At 40.9% G+C, this 20,177-nt stretch carries 18 protein-coding genes; 8 read left to right on the plus strand and 10 right to left on the minus strand.

What is annotated here, in order from left to right:
• Positions 1 to 52: 52 nt before the first annotated feature.
• The gene (locus OO007_RS13250) at positions 53 to 1,438 is read right to left on the minus strand and encodes a hypothetical protein (RefSeq protein ID WP_325809160.1); all 1,386 of its coding nucleotides are present in this window, start codon (positions 1,436 to 1,438) and stop codon (positions 53 to 55) included.
• A 363-nt stretch (positions 1,439 to 1,801) separates the two neighbouring features.
• Between OO007_RS13250 and OO007_RS13255 the strand changes: the two genes are divergently transcribed.
• From OO007_RS13255 to OO007_RS13265, 3 genes are all read left to right on the plus strand, one after another.
• Positions 1,802 to 2,788, plus strand: coding sequence for an MBL fold metallo-hydrolase (locus OO007_RS13255; RefSeq protein WP_325809161.1), 987 nt, complete (start codon positions 1,802 to 1,804; stop codon positions 2,786 to 2,788).
• A 268-nt stretch (positions 2,789 to 3,056) separates the two neighbouring features.
• A complete protein-coding gene (locus OO007_RS13260) occupies positions 3,057 to 4,211 on the plus strand; it encodes a Na/Pi symporter (RefSeq protein WP_131907179.1) in 1,155 nt (384 codons plus the stop codon).
• 14 nt (positions 4,212 to 4,225) lie between these two features.
• Positions 4,226 to 4,450, plus strand: a complete 225-nt coding sequence (locus tag OO007_RS13265; RefSeq protein ID WP_325809162.1) for a hypothetical protein — start codon at positions 4,226 to 4,228, stop codon at positions 4,448 to 4,450.
• A gap of 152 nt (positions 4,451 to 4,602) precedes the next feature.
• Here the strand turns inward: OO007_RS13265 and OO007_RS13270 are convergent, their stop codons facing one another.
• Positions 4,603 to 6,837, minus strand: a complete 2,235-nt coding sequence (locus OO007_RS13270; protein ID WP_325809163.1) for an EAL domain-containing protein — start codon at positions 6,835 to 6,837, stop codon at positions 4,603 to 4,605.
• Between the two features lie 423 nt (positions 6,838 to 7,260).
• Complete coding sequence (locus tag OO007_RS13275) at positions 7,261 to 7,899, minus strand: cation diffusion facilitator family transporter (RefSeq protein ID WP_325809164.1); 639 nt, start codon at positions 7,897 to 7,899, stop codon at positions 7,261 to 7,263.
• Between the two features lie 73 nt (positions 7,900 to 7,972).
• Between OO007_RS13275 and OO007_RS13280 the strand changes: the two genes are divergently transcribed.
• Together OO007_RS13280 and OO007_RS13285 are read left to right on the plus strand one after the other, a co-directional pair.
• The gene (locus OO007_RS13280) at positions 7,973 to 8,395 is read left to right on the plus strand and encodes a MerR family transcriptional regulator (RefSeq protein WP_325809165.1); all 423 of its coding nucleotides are present in this window, start codon (positions 7,973 to 7,975) and stop codon (positions 8,393 to 8,395) included.
• A gap of 319 nt (positions 8,396 to 8,714) precedes the next feature.
• Positions 8,715 to 9,623 (plus strand): GGDEF domain-containing protein, encoded by a 909-nt coding sequence (locus tag OO007_RS13285; protein ID WP_325809166.1) that lies wholly within the window; start codon positions 8,715 to 8,717, stop codon positions 9,621 to 9,623.
• A gap of 51 nt (positions 9,624 to 9,674) precedes the next feature.
• Here the strand turns inward: OO007_RS13285 and OO007_RS13290 are convergent, their stop codons facing one another.
• From OO007_RS13290 to OO007_RS13300, 3 genes are all read right to left on the minus strand, one after another.
• On the minus strand, positions 9,675 to 10,241 hold the full coding sequence (locus OO007_RS13290) for a VF530 family DNA-binding protein (protein WP_325809167.1): 567 nt from the start codon (positions 10,239 to 10,241) through the stop codon (positions 9,675 to 9,677).
• On the minus strand, positions 10,238 to 11,830 hold the full coding sequence (locus tag OO007_RS13295) for an ABC-F family ATPase (protein ID WP_325809168.1): 1,593 nt from the start codon (positions 11,828 to 11,830) through the stop codon (positions 10,238 to 10,240). Before OO007_RS13295 ends, OO007_RS13290 begins: the two co-directional genes overlap by 4 nt.
• A gap of 219 nt (positions 11,831 to 12,049) precedes the next feature.
• Positions 12,050 to 12,955 carry a LysR family transcriptional regulator gene (locus OO007_RS13300; RefSeq protein WP_325809169.1) on the minus strand — a complete coding sequence of 302 codons (906 nt, stop codon included), beginning with the start codon at positions 12,953 to 12,955 and terminating at the stop codon, positions 12,050 to 12,052.
• Positions 12,956 to 13,107: 152 nt separating this feature from the next.
• Between OO007_RS13300 and OO007_RS13305 the strand changes: the two genes are divergently transcribed.
• Together OO007_RS13305 and OO007_RS13310 are read left to right on the plus strand one after the other, a co-directional pair.
• On the plus strand, positions 13,108 to 13,320 hold the full coding sequence (locus OO007_RS13305) for a hypothetical protein (protein ID WP_325809170.1): 213 nt from the start codon (positions 13,108 to 13,110) through the stop codon (positions 13,318 to 13,320).
• Between the two features lie 63 nt (positions 13,321 to 13,383).
• Positions 13,384 to 13,596, plus strand: coding sequence for a hypothetical protein (locus tag OO007_RS13310; protein WP_325809171.1), 213 nt, complete (start codon positions 13,384 to 13,386; stop codon positions 13,594 to 13,596).
• A gap of 167 nt (positions 13,597 to 13,763) precedes the next feature.
• Here OO007_RS13310 and OO007_RS13315 read toward each other — a convergent pair whose 3' ends face one another.
• Positions 13,764 to 14,207, minus strand: a complete 444-nt coding sequence (locus OO007_RS13315; RefSeq protein ID WP_325809172.1) for a DUF6508 domain-containing protein — start codon at positions 14,205 to 14,207, stop codon at positions 13,764 to 13,766.
• Positions 14,208 to 14,414: 207 nt separating this feature from the next.
• On the opposite strand from OO007_RS13315, the gene OO007_RS13320 reads away from it, so the two are divergent.
• Positions 14,415 to 14,939, plus strand: a complete 525-nt coding sequence (locus OO007_RS13320) for a DUF523 domain-containing protein (RefSeq protein WP_325809173.1) — start codon at positions 14,415 to 14,417, stop codon at positions 14,937 to 14,939.
• A gap of 79 nt (positions 14,940 to 15,018) precedes the next feature.
• On the opposite strand, the gene OO007_RS13325 is transcribed toward OO007_RS13320, so the two are convergent.
• The 3 genes from OO007_RS13325 to OO007_RS13335 all read right to left on the minus strand — a co-directional run bounded on the left by OO007_RS13325 (position 15,019) and on the right by OO007_RS13335 (position 19,965).
• On the minus strand, positions 15,019 to 16,056 hold the full coding sequence (locus tag OO007_RS13325; protein WP_325809174.1) for a CobW family GTP-binding protein: 1,038 nt from the start codon (positions 16,054 to 16,056) through the stop codon (positions 15,019 to 15,021).
• A gap of 177 nt (positions 16,057 to 16,233) precedes the next feature.
• Positions 16,234 to 16,644: a MerC domain-containing protein gene (locus OO007_RS13330; protein ID WP_325809175.1), complete on the minus strand. Its 411-nt coding sequence runs from the start codon at positions 16,642 to 16,644 to the stop codon at positions 16,234 to 16,236.
• A gap of 471 nt (positions 16,645 to 17,115) precedes the next feature.
• Complete coding sequence (locus tag OO007_RS13335; RefSeq protein ID WP_325809176.1) at positions 17,116 to 19,965, minus strand: DUF349 domain-containing protein; 2,850 nt, start codon at positions 19,963 to 19,965, stop codon at positions 17,116 to 17,118.
• Positions 19,966 to 20,177: the final 212 nt, after the last annotated feature.

Here is a 20,177-nt window from a genome sequence, read left to right on the forward strand (position 1 = left end):
TTCTAACTAGGAACTAAGGTTAATTCTCATATTCATTATTAGAGTTGCAAGATTAAAGCTGCGAACCCCACCAGTCCGTTGCAGCGTCGTAAGTAGACTGGTATGCGTCTTGTGATGCGCTCCAGCCGCCGCTATTTGAGCCTTTAGACTTACTTTGCTTACGGTTATAACGGCGAACCTCTGCTTGTTTTTCAGCATAGGTTTTTCCACGATAAGTACGTTGCCTTTGACTACCTATTCTTATCGCACGCAAACGATCTTTCATCAGTAAATTGCCTGGCTTTCTTTTTTCATACTTAGAACACCTAACTACTCTGCATGAGGTTGCACTCACTTGAGCTATGGAACAGTATGTTTTAGAGCGAGACTTAGAAACCCACACATTAGGTGAGTAACTGCCATCCTTAAGCTTGATAGGAAGAATGTTCGCACGAGACATTTTACTAAAAATCTTACCGCAGTGACGGAAAGCACGCTTGTTTTGTGTGATAGGAAGAACATTTTGAATAGATAAACTCGAATGTTTTGCACTATATGTACCCCGACTTTCCAGATCACCTTTTCTAGTTCCAAATCCACGCCCTAATTCATTAGCTAATTCAGAATAAATACGAATATCTGATCCCCTTTGTGAAATTCTGTCTACCGCACCACTCTCATAAACCAAATAAAACCCATTCAAATTCGAAGGTGCTCTTGGTGGCTTTGCAACACCAATTTTGCCTCGCGGTGGTTTTTTAGCATGGGCTTTAGCAGAGTGCTTCGTTGTCGTCTCAGTATAGGTAACAACCTTACTCTTATTATTGCTGACACCATAAGCACCATTGCCATGCCTATGATGAACACCTTGGTGCGGCAAAGGATGACTATGCACTCTGCCTGCATGTGAATGAGAGTTAGTTTGCTGAACCGTTCTTGTTACAACTTTTGGTTTGATTGCCTGCTGACGTAATTGTTGCTGAGCCTTTTGACTTTTTTGGTAGTCTTTACGCATCGCAATTAAACCTGCCTTTTCATGCGCCCTCTTCACCGATAGTGTTTTTGCGACACCATAATTATTGCACACTGTTTCTAATCGTCCCTGAGTAGAGGCTGCCTTAATCCTCTGCCTTAATTGATGAATTGAATTTACCTTACCTTCTCTAGCAAGAACGCAACTGTGCCAGGCATTTTTATTATCTACATAGCCATAACCGTATTCTGTTTTAGGCTTTCCTTTGGTTTGTACCGATGCGATGTAATAACGATTAAGGTGATTTTTGCCTTTCACATGAGAAGGAATAAAGCTATAGCGTTTGCCATTATTTGGATTTTCAAAATACCTGCCTATTTTGATAAACACCGAGCTTTTACCGTCTTTACCTTTAACTTCATAAGCCTTTGCCCGACCAAACGGGTCTACCATCAAAGACTCATCGAACAGCTGCCTTTCCGACATCCAACAAGCGCTTAGTAAAAAGGGCACAAATAAAACCAGATACCGCAATTGCTTTACACAGAATATTTTTATCATCACTACTTCTCCCACAAAGTATAAATGTCAGTTCGCAACCTATTCAAATTCAAGTTTATGCGAATAATAAAAATTAATTGTGCGTTTTTTGTAAAAAAAATGTAAAAACCATGAAACGCTTCCTATAAAAAACAGGCTATAAGTAGGGGGGGTGTCATTACAATTATTTGAACAGGCGTCATTATTCTTCATTGAAAAAAGGCAATCGTTCCTTTTACTATGGTTATTTGAATGGCCAATTGCTAAAGCATAGACTCGTCTAAATCTAATCAAACAGAGGTCACCTGCATGAAATTAAACTTACGCCCACTATTTTCAGCCCTATCGCTTTCGACTTTCACCTTAGCTGTCAGCTTATCCGCCCAATCAGCAATGGCTGCTGATGTTAAAGTGACGCCTTTAGGCAGTATGGATGGTGAATTCTGCCAGTTAGACCGAGCCATGATTCTGGAAGACCCAGATGGAACACGTTTATTGTATGATCCTGGAAGAACAGTAGCGGGAGTGGATGATAAAAGATTGGGTAAAATCGATGTGGTACTCATTAGCCACATGCACGGTGATCATGTCGGAGACAAGCACATCGGTAGCCCCGGTAAAGGTGAATGCAAAGATACTCAATTTCCGGTGAATGCCCTTCCCAGTACAAGTGCGGCTAAAATAGCGCACGCTAAAGGCGCAAAAATAATCACCGGCAGCGAAATGCCAAAGTTCTTCGCGAAGAAACTCAAAAAACTGGGTGGTGATCCCAAGAATTCACAACTTGTGCGTTTTGGCGCATCAACCATGGTTAATGGCGTCACTATTACCACAGTTCCTGCGGCTCACTCTAATGGTGTATCGGGGCAATTTATTGGTGGAAAACTCGGGGAAATGCTCGAAGCATCAGGTCTTACAGCCTATGCAGGACCTCCAACGGGTTATATAATTACCTTCTCTAATGGCTTAGTGACATACCTGTCTGGAGATACTGGAATCACCGCCGAACAAGAGACGGTAGTGGGTGATTACTACAAGGCAAAATTGGTGGTAATTAATATCGGCGATACCTTTACCACAGGCCCTAAAGAAGCAGCGTGGGTTGTTAATAAACTCATTAAACCTCAATCAATCATTCCTTCGCATGCTAATCAACCTTCAACCGCGGGTGGAAAAATCATCGAAGGATCACGTCTGGCTTTATTTAAAGAGGAGTCTGAGGCTGCAGTTCATGTTCCATTGAGTGGCCGTACGATGTCTTTCGATAGCAAGGGAATATGTAGTAGCGGCTGTTAAATCACATTAAACAGTAACTACACGGATCGACCCATTTCTATCTTTTAAATGGGTCGATCAAATTGCTTTAAAATCTCTAACCTTATTTTGCTCTTTTCCTCCTTACCAAAAATAAACATCCTTCGACTATTCATCATTCATCCCTAACTGGTGTAGTCATGGATATTTTTTTATCAAATGAGAATGATTTTTATTAATTTCCTACCTGTCATTAATCCTTAATAATGGCTCTTTAGAATTCTTGCTTCTACTTTTTAAGGAGGCAATTATGTCTAATCTAAATACTTCAGAGCTAAGCACCTCAGAAGAAACGAAAAGTCATCTGTTGCAATGGGCGATGGTGGCTTTTCTCGTTTACTTATTAATCTGTGCTGTAGGCATGATTGGTGGAGGGTTTAAACTAGCGACAGGTGATCACGCCAAAGAGCTTTTTGCTTTTGCTAGCAATCCATTTGCAGGATTAGTGATTGGCACTGTAGCAACTGCGTTAATCCAGTCCTCTTCTACTGTTACCGCAATCATCGTTGGTTTAGTTGCAGGCGGTTTGCCTGTTGCGGTTGCTGTACCGATGGTGATGGGTGCGAACATTGGTACGTCTATTACCAATACGATTGTCTCTTTGGGACACGTTCGTGCAAAAGAAGAATTCAAACGCGCTTTTGCAGCAGCGACCGTGCATGACTTTTTCAACTTGTTCTCTGTTGTTATCTTTCTTCCGCTTGAAATCATGTTCGGCTTTTTAGAGAAAATAGGTTCTTGGTTATCTAGTTTCTTCTATGGCGCTGGAGATACTTCAATGGGTGGATTCAATTTTGTTAAAGCTGCAACTGCCCCGGTCGTTAAAACAGCAAAAGGCGCCGTTGAAGGATTTGGCGATCAAATCGGGGGGATTGCATTAATTGTTTTCGGTATCGCATTAATCTTCTTATCTATCACCCTAGTGGGTAGATTACTGAAAAAACTTATGGTAGGTAAAGCTAAAGATATTATGCATACAGCAATCGGCCGTGGACCTATCTCTGGAATTTTCTCTGGTACATTAGTCACTGTATTGGTGCAGTCGTCATCTACCACGACCTCTCTAATGGTACCTTTAGCTGGTTCAGGCGCATTTAATTTACGCCAGATCTATCCATTTACCTTGGGTGCGAATATCGGAACCTGCGTCACCGCAGTATTGGCAGCAACCGCCGTAACGGGTAATGCAGAAGCAGCTTTGCAAATTGCATTTATTCATCTTACTTACAATATTCTTGGTGTAGTTATCATTTATGGGCTCCCCTTCTTACGATATCTTCCTGTCAGAGCTGCTGAATGGTTAGGTGCTACAGCTGCCGAGAATAAAATGGTTGCTTTAGGTTATATACTAGGCGTGTTCTTTGTCATCCCGGGTGCATGTCTCGGTATTAGCAGCATAATTTAAGCGAGGAAAATATTATGGAAAACATTCACATCTTAACCAATGACCGCTTACGAGCACTTGTTGTAGAAACGGAAAAAACATTGGACGAGCTAAAACTAGAACTTGATCGTCGTGAACAAGTACAGCAGGAACATGAGGTGGCTCATTTAGAAAACCACATGAAAAGTGCTGAGCTCAGTTTAAAAACGATTCGTGATTTCTTGAGCTTTTTATCGCAAGATTTTAAGAATAAAAAATAATCATTAATTACAAAAGCCCCCCCCCTACTTTGAATGATATTACGTTTTTGTTGTTTGAAATCGTAAATAGAATTTATGCTTTGCGGAACCCTTTTTTTATAAAGCGCTTTAAATAGGGGGGTTTTTGAGTAATGATTTTATTCGCTTAGATACTAAGTGACTTTAATATCATTCGAATTAAGGGCGATATCTTTTATTTGAAACGCGGGAACAGGTTTTGAATAAAGGAAGCCTTGAACAGAATCTGCTCCTAGTAGCTTTATCAGCGATAATTGCTCTAAGGTCTCAACGCCCTCCACCACAACAGATACACCTAGTCGTTTGGTTAAAGAAATAGCCCATTCCAGAATAGTCGTATTTCCTGTTTCAGCGGTTAACAATATGCTTCTATCAATTTTCACGGTATCAACTTCTAGTACAGAGAGCCTGTCTAAAGAAGAGTAGCCTGTTCCGAAATCATCCATCGCAATCGAGAAGCCTTGCTCCCTCAATGTTTTAATCGCCGGAATTAATTCATGCGCAGAAATCTCTTCATCTTCGGTGATTTCAATGCAAAATCTTTTAGGATCTAATTTCTCATCTTCAAATAGTTGTATGAAGTTTTTAAGTAACTTGGCGCTTTTTAGCATGTAAGGAGGAAGGTTAACGTTGATAGTAATATCACCTAACTCATGGCTATGCTTTGCTATCATCTTGATACAAATTTGAGTTAAGGAGGTTAACAGTGCATAAGATTTTGCTTGCTCCAGAAATTGCCCTGGCAGTAATAAACCATGCTCTTTTGAATCGACTCTAATGAGTAGTTCTAGCGATTTTAAGGTGCCGTCTTTCAGGTCGTAAATAGGCTGAAAGTGTACCGGTAGATAATCATCATCTACCGATTGCTGGAGAATCTGCCGAAGCTCATGACGCGGGATTTGATAGCGTGTTTTCTCTTCACTATAAAGTGCAAACGACGAATGTTCTTTTCTTGCTTTTTTCAGCGCAATTTCAGCCTGTTTCGCAAGCTTTTCCGGATTCAGTACTTCACTATGACTCGCGCCAATCGTGAGTGGCACAGCAATCCACTTACCTTGCAGAGTATCCCAGATACCCAGATCTTCCTGGATCGTTTCTATCAATGCTTTGACGTCTATTTTTTTACAATGAAAGGCAACTAGAAACTGGTCAGACTGGATGTGAGCAGCCAAAAGACTTTTGGGTAATTGTTTTAATCTTTGCCCAAGGCTTTTCAGGACTTCGTCACCCGCGTCTCTGCCATATAAATCGTTGATCGATTTAAAATCTTCGATATTAATATGGATGACTAATATATTTTCTAACTCTGAAAAGGTCAGTTGCTCGAGATAACCTTGATAATTTGGAAGGCCAGTTAAAGAACTTGTTTGCATCAGAGAATTCAAACGTTTTTTCTGTTGATTTGAATTTTTAATTAAAATAATGATACGCCAAATCACGATACTACTAATTAGAATACTGGTCATTCCAACGATAAAAAGATCAAGCGGCGGCGCATCTAGTGCAGACCTGATAACAAGGCCAAGCGGAATAGCGATAATCGCAAAAATACTCGACACCCACATGAATAAATTACCTAATCGGGTTGGCGCTATTGCTGGGTAATCTAATGACATTTTCTCTAAGAACACAAAGGCAATAGCAAGTGCGCCAGCCAGATAAAGTGTGCTTCGAGACAAGGTATTCATCAAGAGTGGATTGTTGCCTTTCTCAAAGCTAAGTAACATTTCAAGACTAAAATGAATAACCAGAAGTATGGTTAACAGAGTTCTAATACCATCTGTTAAACCGATACTCTTGGTAAGCAAGTAATGTATAAAAGACATACATAATATTGTGCTACCTATGAATAAGTTGAACACCAGTATTTGTTGATCAAAATCGAATATATAAAACAGTGTGTGCAGTGCATTGGGTGAAACAAGTAAAAATACAAATAAACCTGAAATTACGAGCAAACTAAAATCAATAGCTAAACCCTTGATATTGAACTTCTTTTCAAACATCAACATGTGAATGTAAGCAAATATTGCGATCAATATCATACCTACTTCTTCAAACATGAGAGCAAAGTGGGTAGAAATAGGAAACTTGAAATAGATTAAATTATGTAAGCTTGCCCCAATACCAACAATTGCTACGCCTCCAACCAACACGAGACGCGGTATGCTTTTTTCTTTGTGTTTATTAAAGCCTACATATAATCCAATAATAAAAGGCGGGGAAGCTATCACCAGTAGACTATAAACCAAGTTCTGGTTACTGAATAAGAAAGGCATAATGAATGTATTTAAAACCAGACACGCAGACACGAACTGCCAGAAAACAGGCATGCCTTCTTTTTCTATGTGCTGAATGATAGCGTTCATTAAATACAAATAGCCGATTATTTTTAATATTATGAAGCAAATCTATTTTGGTATTTTGCTTGTAAACTATTGTTACTAATATTTAGTCGTGAGTCGATCTAATTCAGATGAACAGTTGCACTATTTTCTGGTTTTTTGATCCCATAGAATAGTCACTATGAATTCGTAGAATATAAACTTATCTAGATCAATGCCTTATCCTTTCCAGCATCAATGAAAACAATAGATTTTTACAACGCATTTTTACAACGCATTGAAAGCTAATCACGATCAATTAAATCCAATTTAGCGAGATTTCCAGGCAGTCCATACACGTTAAAAAGTCACCCCCCTACTTTGAGGCACTTTTTTAGATAAGTGTTTCCTCGGCATGATGGTCTTTGCTCGAACCTTATGGTTTTTACTAAAATGTTCCAAGTCATTCTAATTATCAAGTTCGCACTGGCTTGTTTCTGCTACGCGACGCTCATCTAGCGCCTGAGTCAAAATCTGATACGCTGATGATAAAAATAAGCCCGCCATAAGACTAGCTACAATAAGATCAGGCCATGCTGTCGTGGTACCCCATACTCCCAGTGCCGCAAACATGACAGCCACATTACCTATTGCATCGTTACGGGAACACAGCCATACCGATCGTACATTGGCATCACCATCTTTGTATTTCATCAGAATTAGTACACTCGCAAGGTTGGCAACTAATGCCAAAAAGCCGATAACACCCATGATTTCAGCGGTTGGAACCTCAGTATAAAAGATGCGGTACACGGTCGATCCAAAAACCCACAATCCGACCAATAGAAGGCTGATGCCTTTAAACATAGCCGCATTGGTGCGCGCCTGAATTGACGCTCCTATGACTGCCAGTGAAATACCGTAAGTGAACGCATCTCCCAGAAAATCCAATGCATCAGCCTTCAATGCCTGCGATTGTGCCAAACGACCAGCACCCATTTCGACAAAAAACATCACCGCATTAATTGCAATGACAATCCAGAGCCTACGTTTATAGTCGTCAGATACGCCATCAAACTTGGCATCGTGCCCACAACATCCAGACATTTTTTAACCTCTTTTTACTCGTGTGAGGCAATAGTATATTCTCTCTAGTCACTAGAGGTTCAAGGAGTATTTTATGTTTTCTATCGGTACACTTTCGAAAAAAACGGGCGTTAAAGTACCCACCATTCGCTACTATGAACAAATCGGTTTGATTGATCCGGCAGTGCGTACGGAAGGAAACCAAAGGCGTTATAGTGAATCAGAACTGGAACGTCTAGGATTTATCCGTCATGCACGCGACTTAGGCTTTTCGATAGAAGCGATTGGAACACTGATTGAGCTAAACCAGCACCCAGATAAAATATGCGCTGAAGCGAATAGCATTGCCCGCAAGCAACTCACTGATACTCAAGCTAAAATTGCCAGTCTGCAACGACTGGAAACCGAACTACTCAGAATCACCAACCACTGTCAGGGAGATGGTCAAATAGGTCATTGCTATGTTTTAAGCTCGCTAAGTGATCATGGAAAGTGTGTTTCTGAGCATAGTCAGTAGCAATAACTTATAACTTGTAACAGATCAGTTTCGGAAACAATAACCAGCACTGAAAAAATGATACTGAAGAAAATAACTCCAATTTCAATAACAACTTACTTCAGCAAGCTCACTTAAGTCGCCATAACATTCAGTCAAAATCCTCTATCTCACTGAAATAAATTAGTTTTATTGTCGAGTTATTGTCGAATAATTGCCGCGTTCATCTATTAATTTTTGAAGTTTCTTCAACTTTACTTTATATTGAAAAAAATCTATTTTGCATGCAATGCATAACATCTAAAAAAGCCTATTCATAATAAGTAAAATAAGCGAACAAATGACTGATATATTTTTAGAAACATTAAATGCCGTTATTGTTGGAATCATCCTCTGGATGTTTGTCTACAACCTGCGTGTCAAAAACAAGTCGAATTCCGATGCTGCGGGTAATTATATCCTTATCGGTTTCACTCTCATGTTATTCGGTTTACTGATTGATATTACTGATAATTTTCCGCAGTTAAATCATTTAGTTGTGATAGGTGATACCCCTGCTCAAGCCTTTCTGGAAAAATTTATCGGGGTACTTTTAGGCTTATTCTTTCTCTTCATTGGGTTTAAACGCTGGTTACCAAATGTATCAAAACTTAAAGAGCTGAATTGGGAATTAAAACGTGAAATAGAGTTGCGCAAACTCACCGAAGAAAAACTCATGCAATTGGCCTTATACGATCCTTTAACGGGTTTACCCAATCGTAATTTAGTCTTTGAGCGCCTTCCAGAAATTCTGACCGAGAGTAAAAGCAATGACCAGAGTGCTGCCGTTTTATTTATCGACTTTAATGATTTCAAATCAATCAACGACACATTCGGTCATAGTGTTGGCGATTCACTCTTAAAGTCTGTGGCTGAGCGACTACAACATTCAGTGCGTAAAGTTGATCTTGTGGGTCGCTTAGGTGGCGATGAATTTGTTATTGTTTTAGCGGATGTTAAGAATCATCAAGAAGTTCGAGCCCTATTGAACGAGTTAGTTAGCGAATTAAATATTCCGTTCATGATCAATGACAATGAGATCTACCAGCATGTGAGCATAGGTGTGGCAATGTATCCGTATGACGGCGTCACACAAAAGGATTTATTGAGCCATGCAGATGCGGCGATGTATGAGTCGAAGAAAATGGATGAGAGCTCTTATACTTTTTACAGCTCAAGCTATAGCTCAAACAGCCTCAGAATCGCCTGATATCTGCTGGTTCAATCAAGACGTTGGTCGGTTTTCAGCAGTCATCAGAAACTACTTTTTCGGCTTGAAATTACCCCAGGGATCTTTGGGTGGTGCCGGATTCACATTATCCGAATCATCATTAATATCATTAGCGCCATCGAAACGATTATCCCAAGATTTATAATGCCCTGCGCTACGTCGTTCGTTATATGCCTTGCTCGACCCTTTGCGCTCACCTGTATAGCTATTTCTGCTTGCTGCATTGTTAGCGCGTTTCTGCTGTAATTTTTCACCGTCTTCAATGCTTAATTTGGCTGGCTCACCTGGTTTATGATGCTCCGGCACAATGCGTTCTCTTGGTGGCAACTTGAATTGCTCAGAAGAGACACCCGGTAAATTTTTATATTGATACAAGTAAAACACTTCAACTTTTTCGCGCGCCCAATCGGTTTTCTTTAAAAACTTGGCGCTGGCGGCAATACTTGGGTTTATCTTAAAACATTTGATGTTTAGGTAAGCATAAAGAATATCGAAGCCATAATGACTGACCAATTCTTCTAATACTGTTTTTAAACCAACGCCATGTAATGGGTTGTTTATGTATGGATTTTCTTTGTCGCTACTTTTCTCACTCATACTTGACCTCTACTTTGCCTGTATTCGTCATAAGTGCCTTCAAAAGCAATCATCTTTCTATCTTTGATTTCCAGTACGCGGTTGGCCAGTGTGGATACGAATTCGCGGTCATGACTTACAAAAATCAAGGTGCCTTCATACACTTTCAACGCATTATTTAATGCTTCGATGGCTTCCATATCCATGTGGTTGGTGGGCTCATCCATAATCAAAACGTTGGTGTCTTGCATCATGAGTTTACCAAATAACAAACGATTTTTCTCACCACCTGAACAGACGCGGGCTTTCTTTAAAAAGTCATCTTCAGTAAACAGTAAACGACCTAATAAACCACGCACTTTGAGATCATCATGCTTAGGTGTTCGCCATTGCATCATCCAGTCAAACAGCGTTAAGTCGTTATCAAAATCCAGAGTGTTATCTTGTGGACAGTAACCAACCACAGCGTTTTCGGACCATTTAAAGCTGCCGCTTTTGGGAGTGAGTTGCTCCATTAGACAACGCAGAAAGGTGGTTTTACCGGTACCGTTTTCTCCGAGAACCGCCAAGCGTGAACCTGCTTCGAGAATAAAGTCGTCACTGGCAAACAAAGTTTCTTCGTTAAAACCATGCGATAAGTCTTCTAACAACAAAGCATTACGGTGTAATTTTTTGTGTTGGGTAAAATTGAGTATCGGCGTCATTCTGCTTGATGATTTCACTTCATCGAGCTTAATTTTATCCAGTTTTTTCGCGCGAGAACTTGCCTGCTTCGCTTTAGATGCATTTGCGCCAAAGCGATTCACGAAGTCTTGTAACTCTTCAATTTCAGCGCTTTTCTTGCTGTTACCTGCGAGTAATTGTTCGCGAATGAGGCTTGAAGCCGCGAGGAAGTATTCATAATTACCCGGATAGATACGAAGCTCACCATAATCAATATCCGCCATGTGAGTGCATACCGAATTCAAGAAGTGTCTATCATGAGAGATGATCACCATGGTACAGGTGCGCTTATTAAGCTCGATGCTCAACCAGTTGATTGTATCGATATCCAGATTGTTGGTTGGCTCATCCAGTAACAAAATATCAGGATTGGCAAATAACGCCTGTGCCAACAGCACACGTAACTTTCGACCCGGAGCGACTTCACTCATCAGACCAAAATGCAGTTCTTCTTCAATACCCGCATTCAGTAGAATATCGCCCGCGCGACTTTCTGCAGTGTAACCATCCATCTCAGCAAATTCTGACTCGAGTTCTCCGACTTTCATACCATCGGCATCAGACATTTCAGGTAAAGCGTAGATGCGTTCGCGTTCGCATTTTATGTCCCACAGCGCTTTGTCACCCATAATTACGGCATCAATCACACTGTATTTTTCAAAGGCGAATTGATCCTGACTCAGGGTTCCCATCTTTTCGCCCGGTGTGATCGAAACATTACCTGAGGTTGGCTCGAGTTCACCGCTCATGATTTTCATCAAGGTTGATTTACCGCAGCCGTTGGCTCCGATTAAACCGTAGCGGTTGCCGTTATCAAATTTAGCTGAAATGTTTTCAAACAAAGGCTCAGAGCCAAATTGCATGGTGATGTTTGCTGTGGAAATCAAAGGAATGTCCGGAGGGGTATAAGAATTGAGGGTGCGCAGTCTACAGGCTAATTGTTTTTGAGTATAGCGTAGCTACTTATCAAGCTGTAATTAACACTAAATGACAAGCTATATAACATACTAGATAACAAACTAGAGAACTAAGAGTATGTCTGTAAAACTTTGGCACCCCCCTACTTTGAGGCGTTTTTTTACTGTTTATTTGTTGCTATGCGTATTCTAGTTCTGATCCCAATAAGGATTATCACCAAAGCGTTCAACCAAAAAGTCGATTAATAAACGAGTACGACGAGAAAGGGTGCGAGATTGTGGGTAGACAGCATAAGCATTCATCTTTGGTAATTGATAGTCTTGCAAAATCGGCACTAAGTCGCCAATGGCTAATGATTCCCATGAAATAAAGGTCGGGGTAAAAAGAATCCCGTGACCAGCGGCTGCCATAAAGGAGAGAAAATCCCCATTATTTGCAATTATATTGCCCTTGGTGGCGACATGATGCTTCTGCTGATCTTTATCGACCAGTGTTAACGTGGTGTTGCTCGCTAATGAATACCTAAGCACTTGATGATTTTTTAATGCTTCATGGTCTTTCGGTGTGCCGTGTTCTCCCAGGTATTTTGGGCTTGCGCACAATGCGAAGCTAACGGGAAACAAACGTCTTGCTTTTAAACTCGAATCATCCAGATCACCGATGCGAAATGCCAGATCATAGCCTCCACCAATCAGATCGATTTGATTGTCTGTAAAATCTATATCCAGCGTTAGCTGAGGGTGTTCTTTAAAAAAGGTATCCAGCGCTGGCGATAAGTGAGTCAAGCCAAACGATAATGGCGCTGATATGCGTATCGTCCCTTTTAAATCACATTCCGGGTTTGACGTAATATTATTGAGCTCGCTCATCTCATTGATAATTTGCAAGGCGCGTGAATAATAGTGTTCTCCGGTATCACTCAGTTTTTGAGTGCGCGTTGTACGATTAATCAGCGTGACGCCCAAACGCGCCTCTAATTCTGACAATCTTCGGCTAACGGCTGACTTTGCGATGCCCATTTGTTCTGCGGCTGTACCAATACCACCCGCCTCGACAACTCGCACAAAAGCTTCCATATCTTCTAATTGACCCATGCATCACCTATTGTTCTAAATACGAGAATAATTATTTGCGATTATCGGTATTTATCCTTTTTTATTCAACAGTTAATATTCTCTCATCGGCAGGAAATGACTCCTACCAATTTAAATAAAACCAAATAAAACTGAATTAAAGGAAATTAAAAATGAACACTAAAGCAATCATCGCAAGCACACTTTTTACTGCACTATTAGCTGGCCAATCTGCATTCGCTGGACAAGATAACGATCAAGGCGTTTTCGCTACTGACACTGCTGTTACACAATCAGCATCAGCTGACAAAGTGAACTACGACGCTCCAAAATTTAATGGCGCACAAAATCTTGATAACGAAGTAACTGTTAGCGGCAGAAAATAAGCCCTAACAAATAACACAATTATTTAAACAAATACTCCATACAAAAATTAAAGGAATTTAAACATGAACACTAAAGCAATCATCGCAAGCACACTTTTTACTGCATTATTAGCAGGTCAATCGGCATTCGCAGGACAAGATAGCGATCAGGGCGTTTTCGCTACTGACACTGCTGTTACGGAATCTGCATCAACTGACAAAGTGAACTACGACACGCCTAAGTTCGAGCGTACACAAAAGTTTGATAACGAAGTGACTGTTAGCGGTAGAAAATAATCGCTTCCCTCGAAGGGATATGTGCATTTGAATCAGCACTGTACATAAAAACACCGAAAAGAAAGTAGCCTACTCCATGTGACTAGGCTATTTTTTTGCCTTGAAAAAACAGACGAATAGTATTTAAAGGAAAATTAAAGACGTCATTGGCAATATAGAATATGTACTTAAAAACCTTCATTATTTTTGAGTTTATCCAGCCGTTGTAACAACCGCGATATATGACCTTCCTTGATCATGGTTCCCAGATAACCTTCACTCATGAATTTATCTCCTCGCACACAGAAACTCAGCATTTGTTTAACTTGTGTTAGGTCAGCGCATTGAACAACCACATCACTGCTAATCATTCTGCTGATGATTAATTGATTAAAGCTATCATCACGCCAGCATTCTTTTGCAGCAACGCGCAAAAAGTCTTTAACCAATGGATCATAAATGGGCCAACGCATGAAATTGACATTGTCTTCTATGGTTTCGCCGCCTTTCCATTCGATAATCGGGTCGAAATCTCTGCGGTTGAGCGTGGAATAGAAAGCGATAATTTCTTCGTAATCTTCACGTGTTGGGTTAACTGTTTCCATCAAATCAGAATATAAGCTATTCGCCATTATAAAAAATACCCTGTTGAAAAATGCGTGATTGTGAATCACAACACATCCAGATCGTTCTCTAATTGAATCTAAAGCCACCCCTTCTTACCATGAGTTTAGGACTAGTTCATCTGAAAGACGACTCTAGACCATAGCGTGTATTAGCGTCACTTTTAATTTGTTTTTAACAGCACTCTTAATCTAAAAGCACGTTAAAATAGCGCCATGACAAATACAGAAGAACATGACGAACTCCCCAACATCCTTATTAGCGCTTGCCTTTTGGGTAATCCTGTTCGCTACGATGGCACTGACTTATTTATTGATCATCCTTTAATCAAGAAGTGGTTAGATCAGGATCGTTTGATCGCCATATGCCCCGAGGTTGAAGGCGGAATGCCTGTGCCACGTGCTCCGGCAGAAATTCAAACCGGCGACGGCAAGCTGGTACTGAGCGGAAAGTCTCGTGTAGTTGATGTAGAAGGCGAAGATGTCACCAATTCATTTATCAGAGGCGCATTAAAAAGTTTAAAAATGGCACTCGATAATGACTGCGTTGCTGCAATTCTAACCGAGCACAGCCCCTCTTGCGGCAGTAACAGAATATATGATGGTAGTTTTACCAAAACCAAACGCGATGGTGTCGGCGTAACAACGTCTATGCTTGAGCAGAATCATATCCCTGTTTTCAATCAGGAACAGTTAGAAGACTTGCAGGTATATTTAGAAAGCGGGGATTGGCAAGATTAAGGTCACCCCCCTACTTTGGGGGCTTTTTTTATTCATTACTTTTATTCATCGCTTTTAGGCAGATGTTTTAAACACAAGATTACGTCAGAATACAGCTCATCAACGCTTCTTCAAGGTTATCATTCAAGCGTTCAGAAATAATTTCGATCCGGCTTTCATCACACACAGGCAGCTCAACTTCGGTCAAAGCATCGGTATCAAGATTGAAGCTATAAAAGCCTTTATCTGTAATAAACACAGCCTTTACTCTTTCGGCGGTACAACTCCAGACGAACTCAACTAGCTTGTCGTGATCGAAGATTGTCTCACCTGAAAAACGCCAACCGATACTGTGAAAACCTTCACCTTGATTGACCGCTTTAATAAATCCGCACTCGGGAATGGGCGTTTCAGGAAGCAATGGCCTATCGTTATGACCATGATGGTGATGATGATCTTCATCTATTTTAATCTTGCTTAAAGAGGGTCCTGCTAACGTATCTAGTCCGATATCTCCGTGTTGCGCAAATATCACCTGCGCAAGTTCTGTACCCTTCTGCTTGACGTAATCTATCAACCTTTGTTTGTCGCCATTATCGTCACCCTCGCCTTCGCTGTATAAATCCGACTTGTTTCCAACAACCGTATCGGCTATGGCGATTTGTTGATTAAAGATATCGTGACTTGTGTAACGCTGATCCGATAATTTTCTAGCATCAACCAGCGTGATGGTCTTTTGCAATGACAGCACTTGTTGATAGTGTTCGGATGAAAGCACTTCCAGAATTTCTTTCGGGTGTCCCAGCCCAGTGGGCTCTATTAACAAACGATCAGGCGTGGCACTTTTCAATAATTGATTCAAAGCAATTTGCATGGGCACACCCGCGGCACAGCACATACAACCACCTGGCACTTCGCGAATGTATACGCCACTTTCTTCAGGCTGTTGACCTTCAAGTAAACTGCCATCAACACCAATCTCGCCAAATTCATTGACCAGAATGGCCCAACGTTCGTCAGCGGGCTTATTCTTAAGCAGATGTAAAATCGTTGATGTTTTACCGACGCCTAAAAAACCCGTGATTATATTGGTAGAGACTGCTCGTATTTCAGTGTGATTGGTATTTTTAGAAGTCATAGATTATCTTTTAAGGTGATCGGTGCTTTAAAAAGTCGATTGTTCAAGAAAATTTCAAAAAGGGAATTGTAATTCACTCGTTACTATTAGTAGACCCATAGATGACCTAATATAAAAAAATAGTGAATAAGCTATGAAACGACCGTTGCAAAATCACACATCTGATCTAACCTAACCTCATGCTTTTGACTGATGCTCTGGGCAATCACAAGCGCCCTGATGAGACCGACACAATCGATAGTTGAGGAAATGTCCAACCGCCATAAATGATGCGCCAATCACTGTCAGCCATTTTTCACCTGATTCCCCCACACTCTCTTCGAATAACACAGCAGAAATCATCAGTGCCAAACCTATAAAACCAAGAACAAGTAATTGGAAACGTTTGTGTTTCATACACCCCATGGTCAATGCATAGACACTGGTCGGTATTACAGCCAGTAACATCCATAGATGAAAAGATTCTCCATCAAGTTGTAACGCAGCAAGACTGGGCAGCCAGATCATTGCCAATGGAAATGCTAAACAATGCGCCGCACAAAGTAGTGACAAACCAATTGCGAATTTATCTGTAAGTGTTTGTATCATAAGATTTTACCGTTATTAGCTTTATAAATCTGAGTATTGCTGGTTGCTCTAATTTAAGGTCAGAGCAATTACTTAGTAGTAACTCAGCAATATTAAAAGCCGTAAATGTTATATTATAACATTGCATAAATAAACACTTACTTAAAAAAAGTAGTTAGCCAAGCGCAGCCGAGAGAATATTGGAGTGTAACGACGACTGCTCAAAGAGTGAGGTTTTGCAAAAACCTCATAAAAGTACGGGGGTGCCTAATGGCAAAAAGGAAGTAAAAAGAAACTACGAGAGAAAGTCAGAAAATATTTGCCCGCGCGTATGAGTAACGTAACGCAATAAAAGAAAAGAAAAGAAAAGAAAAGTAAAGAAAACTAATAAGGACTCGTTAAGATCAGCCAGTGATCAATTAAATTCTTTTCTTTTATTGCGTGTACCAGATATAAAACTGCTTATACAGTCATGCTAAAAGCATAGAAACGCTATTTCGATTCGAATGCTCGCCAAAAGCGTTTATCCAGTGCTAGTTGCTGTTGCGGTTCTGCGCCTGGCATACATAACCAATCCAATTCCAGGCTCTTCAATTGTTCGGCATTGTTCAAGGCTTGCAGACCTAAACCTGATTCATTCATCTGCTCTAGCTGGAATTTCATTCGTTCCGATTTATCTTCGGCAGGGGTTTCAGCACCCTTGGCTATTTCCAGTTTAATACACATCAATCGACGCTCTGCTGTGACTTCACTGCGATCCGTTTGTGTTGCAGCAGATTTACGACGTGCCTCGATTCTCTTGGTAAAATCTGAATCATCTAAGGTAATCGAATCCCATTGGTTTTCAATGTCTTTTAACAGCTTCGCATCAGGAGTCTTTTCCTCAGCAGACGCATACAATGCTTCCAGTTGAGTACAAAGTTCTGCTTTTCGTCGCAGTGCTTCCAGTTGCCCTTTTCGAATATTATTGATAATCCGATCATGGCATTCATCAAATTGCGAACAGGCATTTTGGTAATCACGTTGAATGCCCTCAGTTAATTTTTCAGGTAATTGCTCTGGTAAATCAGGCAATTCAACATAACTCGCCTGTAACTCAGTAAACTGATGATCAGCCTCGCTTAACTCTGTCGCTGTTTTGGCCAGTGTCTGAATAGATTTGATGATGTCTCTGTAAGCATTCAATTGCTCATCAGTTTCTGCTCTTTGTCCTTGGCGCACTTCCTGAATTTTGCCAAAAACCTGGTCCCCTTGCTTCTTGAATTCTTTCCAGGCTTTTTGATCATCCTTGCGCTTGGTGACACCGATCTGTTTCCATCGATGTTGCAGTGTTTTTAATGCGGTGAGATTTTCTTCTTTGGCATCTTCTTCTGCGAGTGCCGCGGCTTGTTTTATAAGCTCGTGCTTAAGTGCAATATTGGCATCGTATTCAATATTTAAATTGTCATAGACCTGATCCTTAAACGTTGAAAATTGCTCCCATTGTTTTTGACCGGCTTTATGTTCGACATCTTTGATATTTGTGTAGTGACTGCTAATACTGCGCACACTGGCTTCTACAGCCTTATAATCGGGATTATTCTCTGGCTTGCTTTGTTCAGCTAATTCGCGCATTTCTTCAACATGCTTCTGACGTTGCGCCAGATTGTTTTTGCGTAACTCTCGACGCTCATTAAAGAACACTTCACACGGTTGATAGACCTTATCTGAAGCCTCTTTAAAACGCGGCCAGTACTGTTCTGAAATATCTGAATTACCCAGTTCTTTCCATTGCTGTTGTAGCGCTTTCATCTCGTTAAACAGCTTATCCGGGTGTGTTTTAGAGCCAATCAATTGCTCCATTTTTTCACACAGTTCAACATACTTGGGTTCGGTGGCAAAGCTCTTCCAATCACCCATATCGCCGAGTGTTTCGAAGGCTTCTTCATAGCGCGTTTTCAGTGCTGCGGCATCCTTTCCCGTAAAATTATCGAGCGCTTTTTCTACCCTGACACACATCTGTTTTGCCCTTGTCAGATTGCCTATTTTGGCAAAATGAAAGATGGAGCTTATATTTTTGTGCACCAGTGTTAGTTGACGCTCATAGCTTTCGGCGGCATCTTTTTTAGCCGCAGTCCATTCCGCCAGTTGCTCCTGCAATTCCGTTTCTAACTGCAAAACACCGTATGTAGATGGCCAGTTTAATTTGTTTAATGCCGAACTCAACGCGCGCACAGGTTTTTGCAGTTGCGCATGCTTAACTTCAGTCTCATCCTTTTCAGAATCTGCATTTTCCTGAGTAGAACCTTGAGAAAATAAAGGGACAACCTGCTCCACCAGTTGAATCGCGCTTTTTAAAGCAGCGATCATCTGTTGATAATCATTTAACAATCCAAAATCAGGTGAAGATATCAGTGCTAAAGAATCCCAGTTGAAACGCATGTCCTCGTGCTTTTCTTTGGTCTCAGCTAATAATTCAATCGATGTTTCAAGGTCTCGATCAGCGACATTCTCGAGCAGGCTTTTAAGCTCATCCACGATTTCTTGTTGTGACTCTTGCGTGACTTTAACCGTTAACCGATCCTTATATTGTGCATCGAGAATATTTCTAGCGGCTTGATAACGCTGTTTAGACTCACTCGAGATTTCAAAATCTAGATTATCCCAACGTTTACAATGCGCGACACACCTTGGCATGAACTCTGGTAACCAGTCATCACGACTAGAGAGGTATTCCACTTCTTCAATCAGCTCATTAACTGTCTCTAGTTTTTCTGTCTGCTGGCGCTCAAGCTCTCTGCACTCATCAATTTTGGTTTTGATAATGCGCTCTGCATTCTTGTCTTTGCCCCGAATAATCTTGCGCGCAGATTCAAGCGTCTCAATGCCGGTCAGCATTTTCGCAATTTGCTGGCGTGAATCGGTAAATGCTGTCGCTGAAAGCACCTCAATTAGTTGTTGAGAAGGAAGCCCTTGTATCGCCTGCTCACGCACTTCAGGCGTTTCTGCATGCGCCGCAACACGTACACTCAATTCAGGATAGCGTTTCAGCATATCATCGAATTCTTGTGGGTTTAGGCTGGCACTTTCGCCCATTAAATCGTCTAACCTTTTTGCTGCCGCAGAACACACCGTTTGCGTTTTTTTGTCATTGCCATGCTGCAAGGATATTTCATGCAATGCCGGTGCTGACTTTAGTTGCTGGATGGCTGCAATGCAGACGTTAACATCCACATCGTTAGTCGCCAGTTGCACGAGCTTTTCCTGATGCTCTTTATTGTTGCTATCAAAAGCAGCAATTGCTTTCAGGCGTTTTTCAACAGATTTACTTTTCCAGGCCGGTCTAAAAAGGTCAGCTAACATAGTTTTCCATGTGATTTGTTTGATTGAAGATTATTCTCATAAGGCATAAGAGATTTTTCTATTGTGAATAGCGAATTGTAAATCAATTTAACCTTGAATAGGTGAGCTAAGTCATCCGTAGGTGTTTTTTTAAAGGTGAATATAGTGCCACTGTTTCCCAACTTTCGCAGAGCTAGAGATTCGTTCGCCAGTAAAGCTATTCTAAACCTTAA

The organism is Cocleimonas sp. KMM 6892, from assembly GCF_035798195.1.
GTDB lineage: Bacteria > Pseudomonadota > Gammaproteobacteria > Thiotrichales > Thiotrichaceae > Cocleimonas > Cocleimonas flava.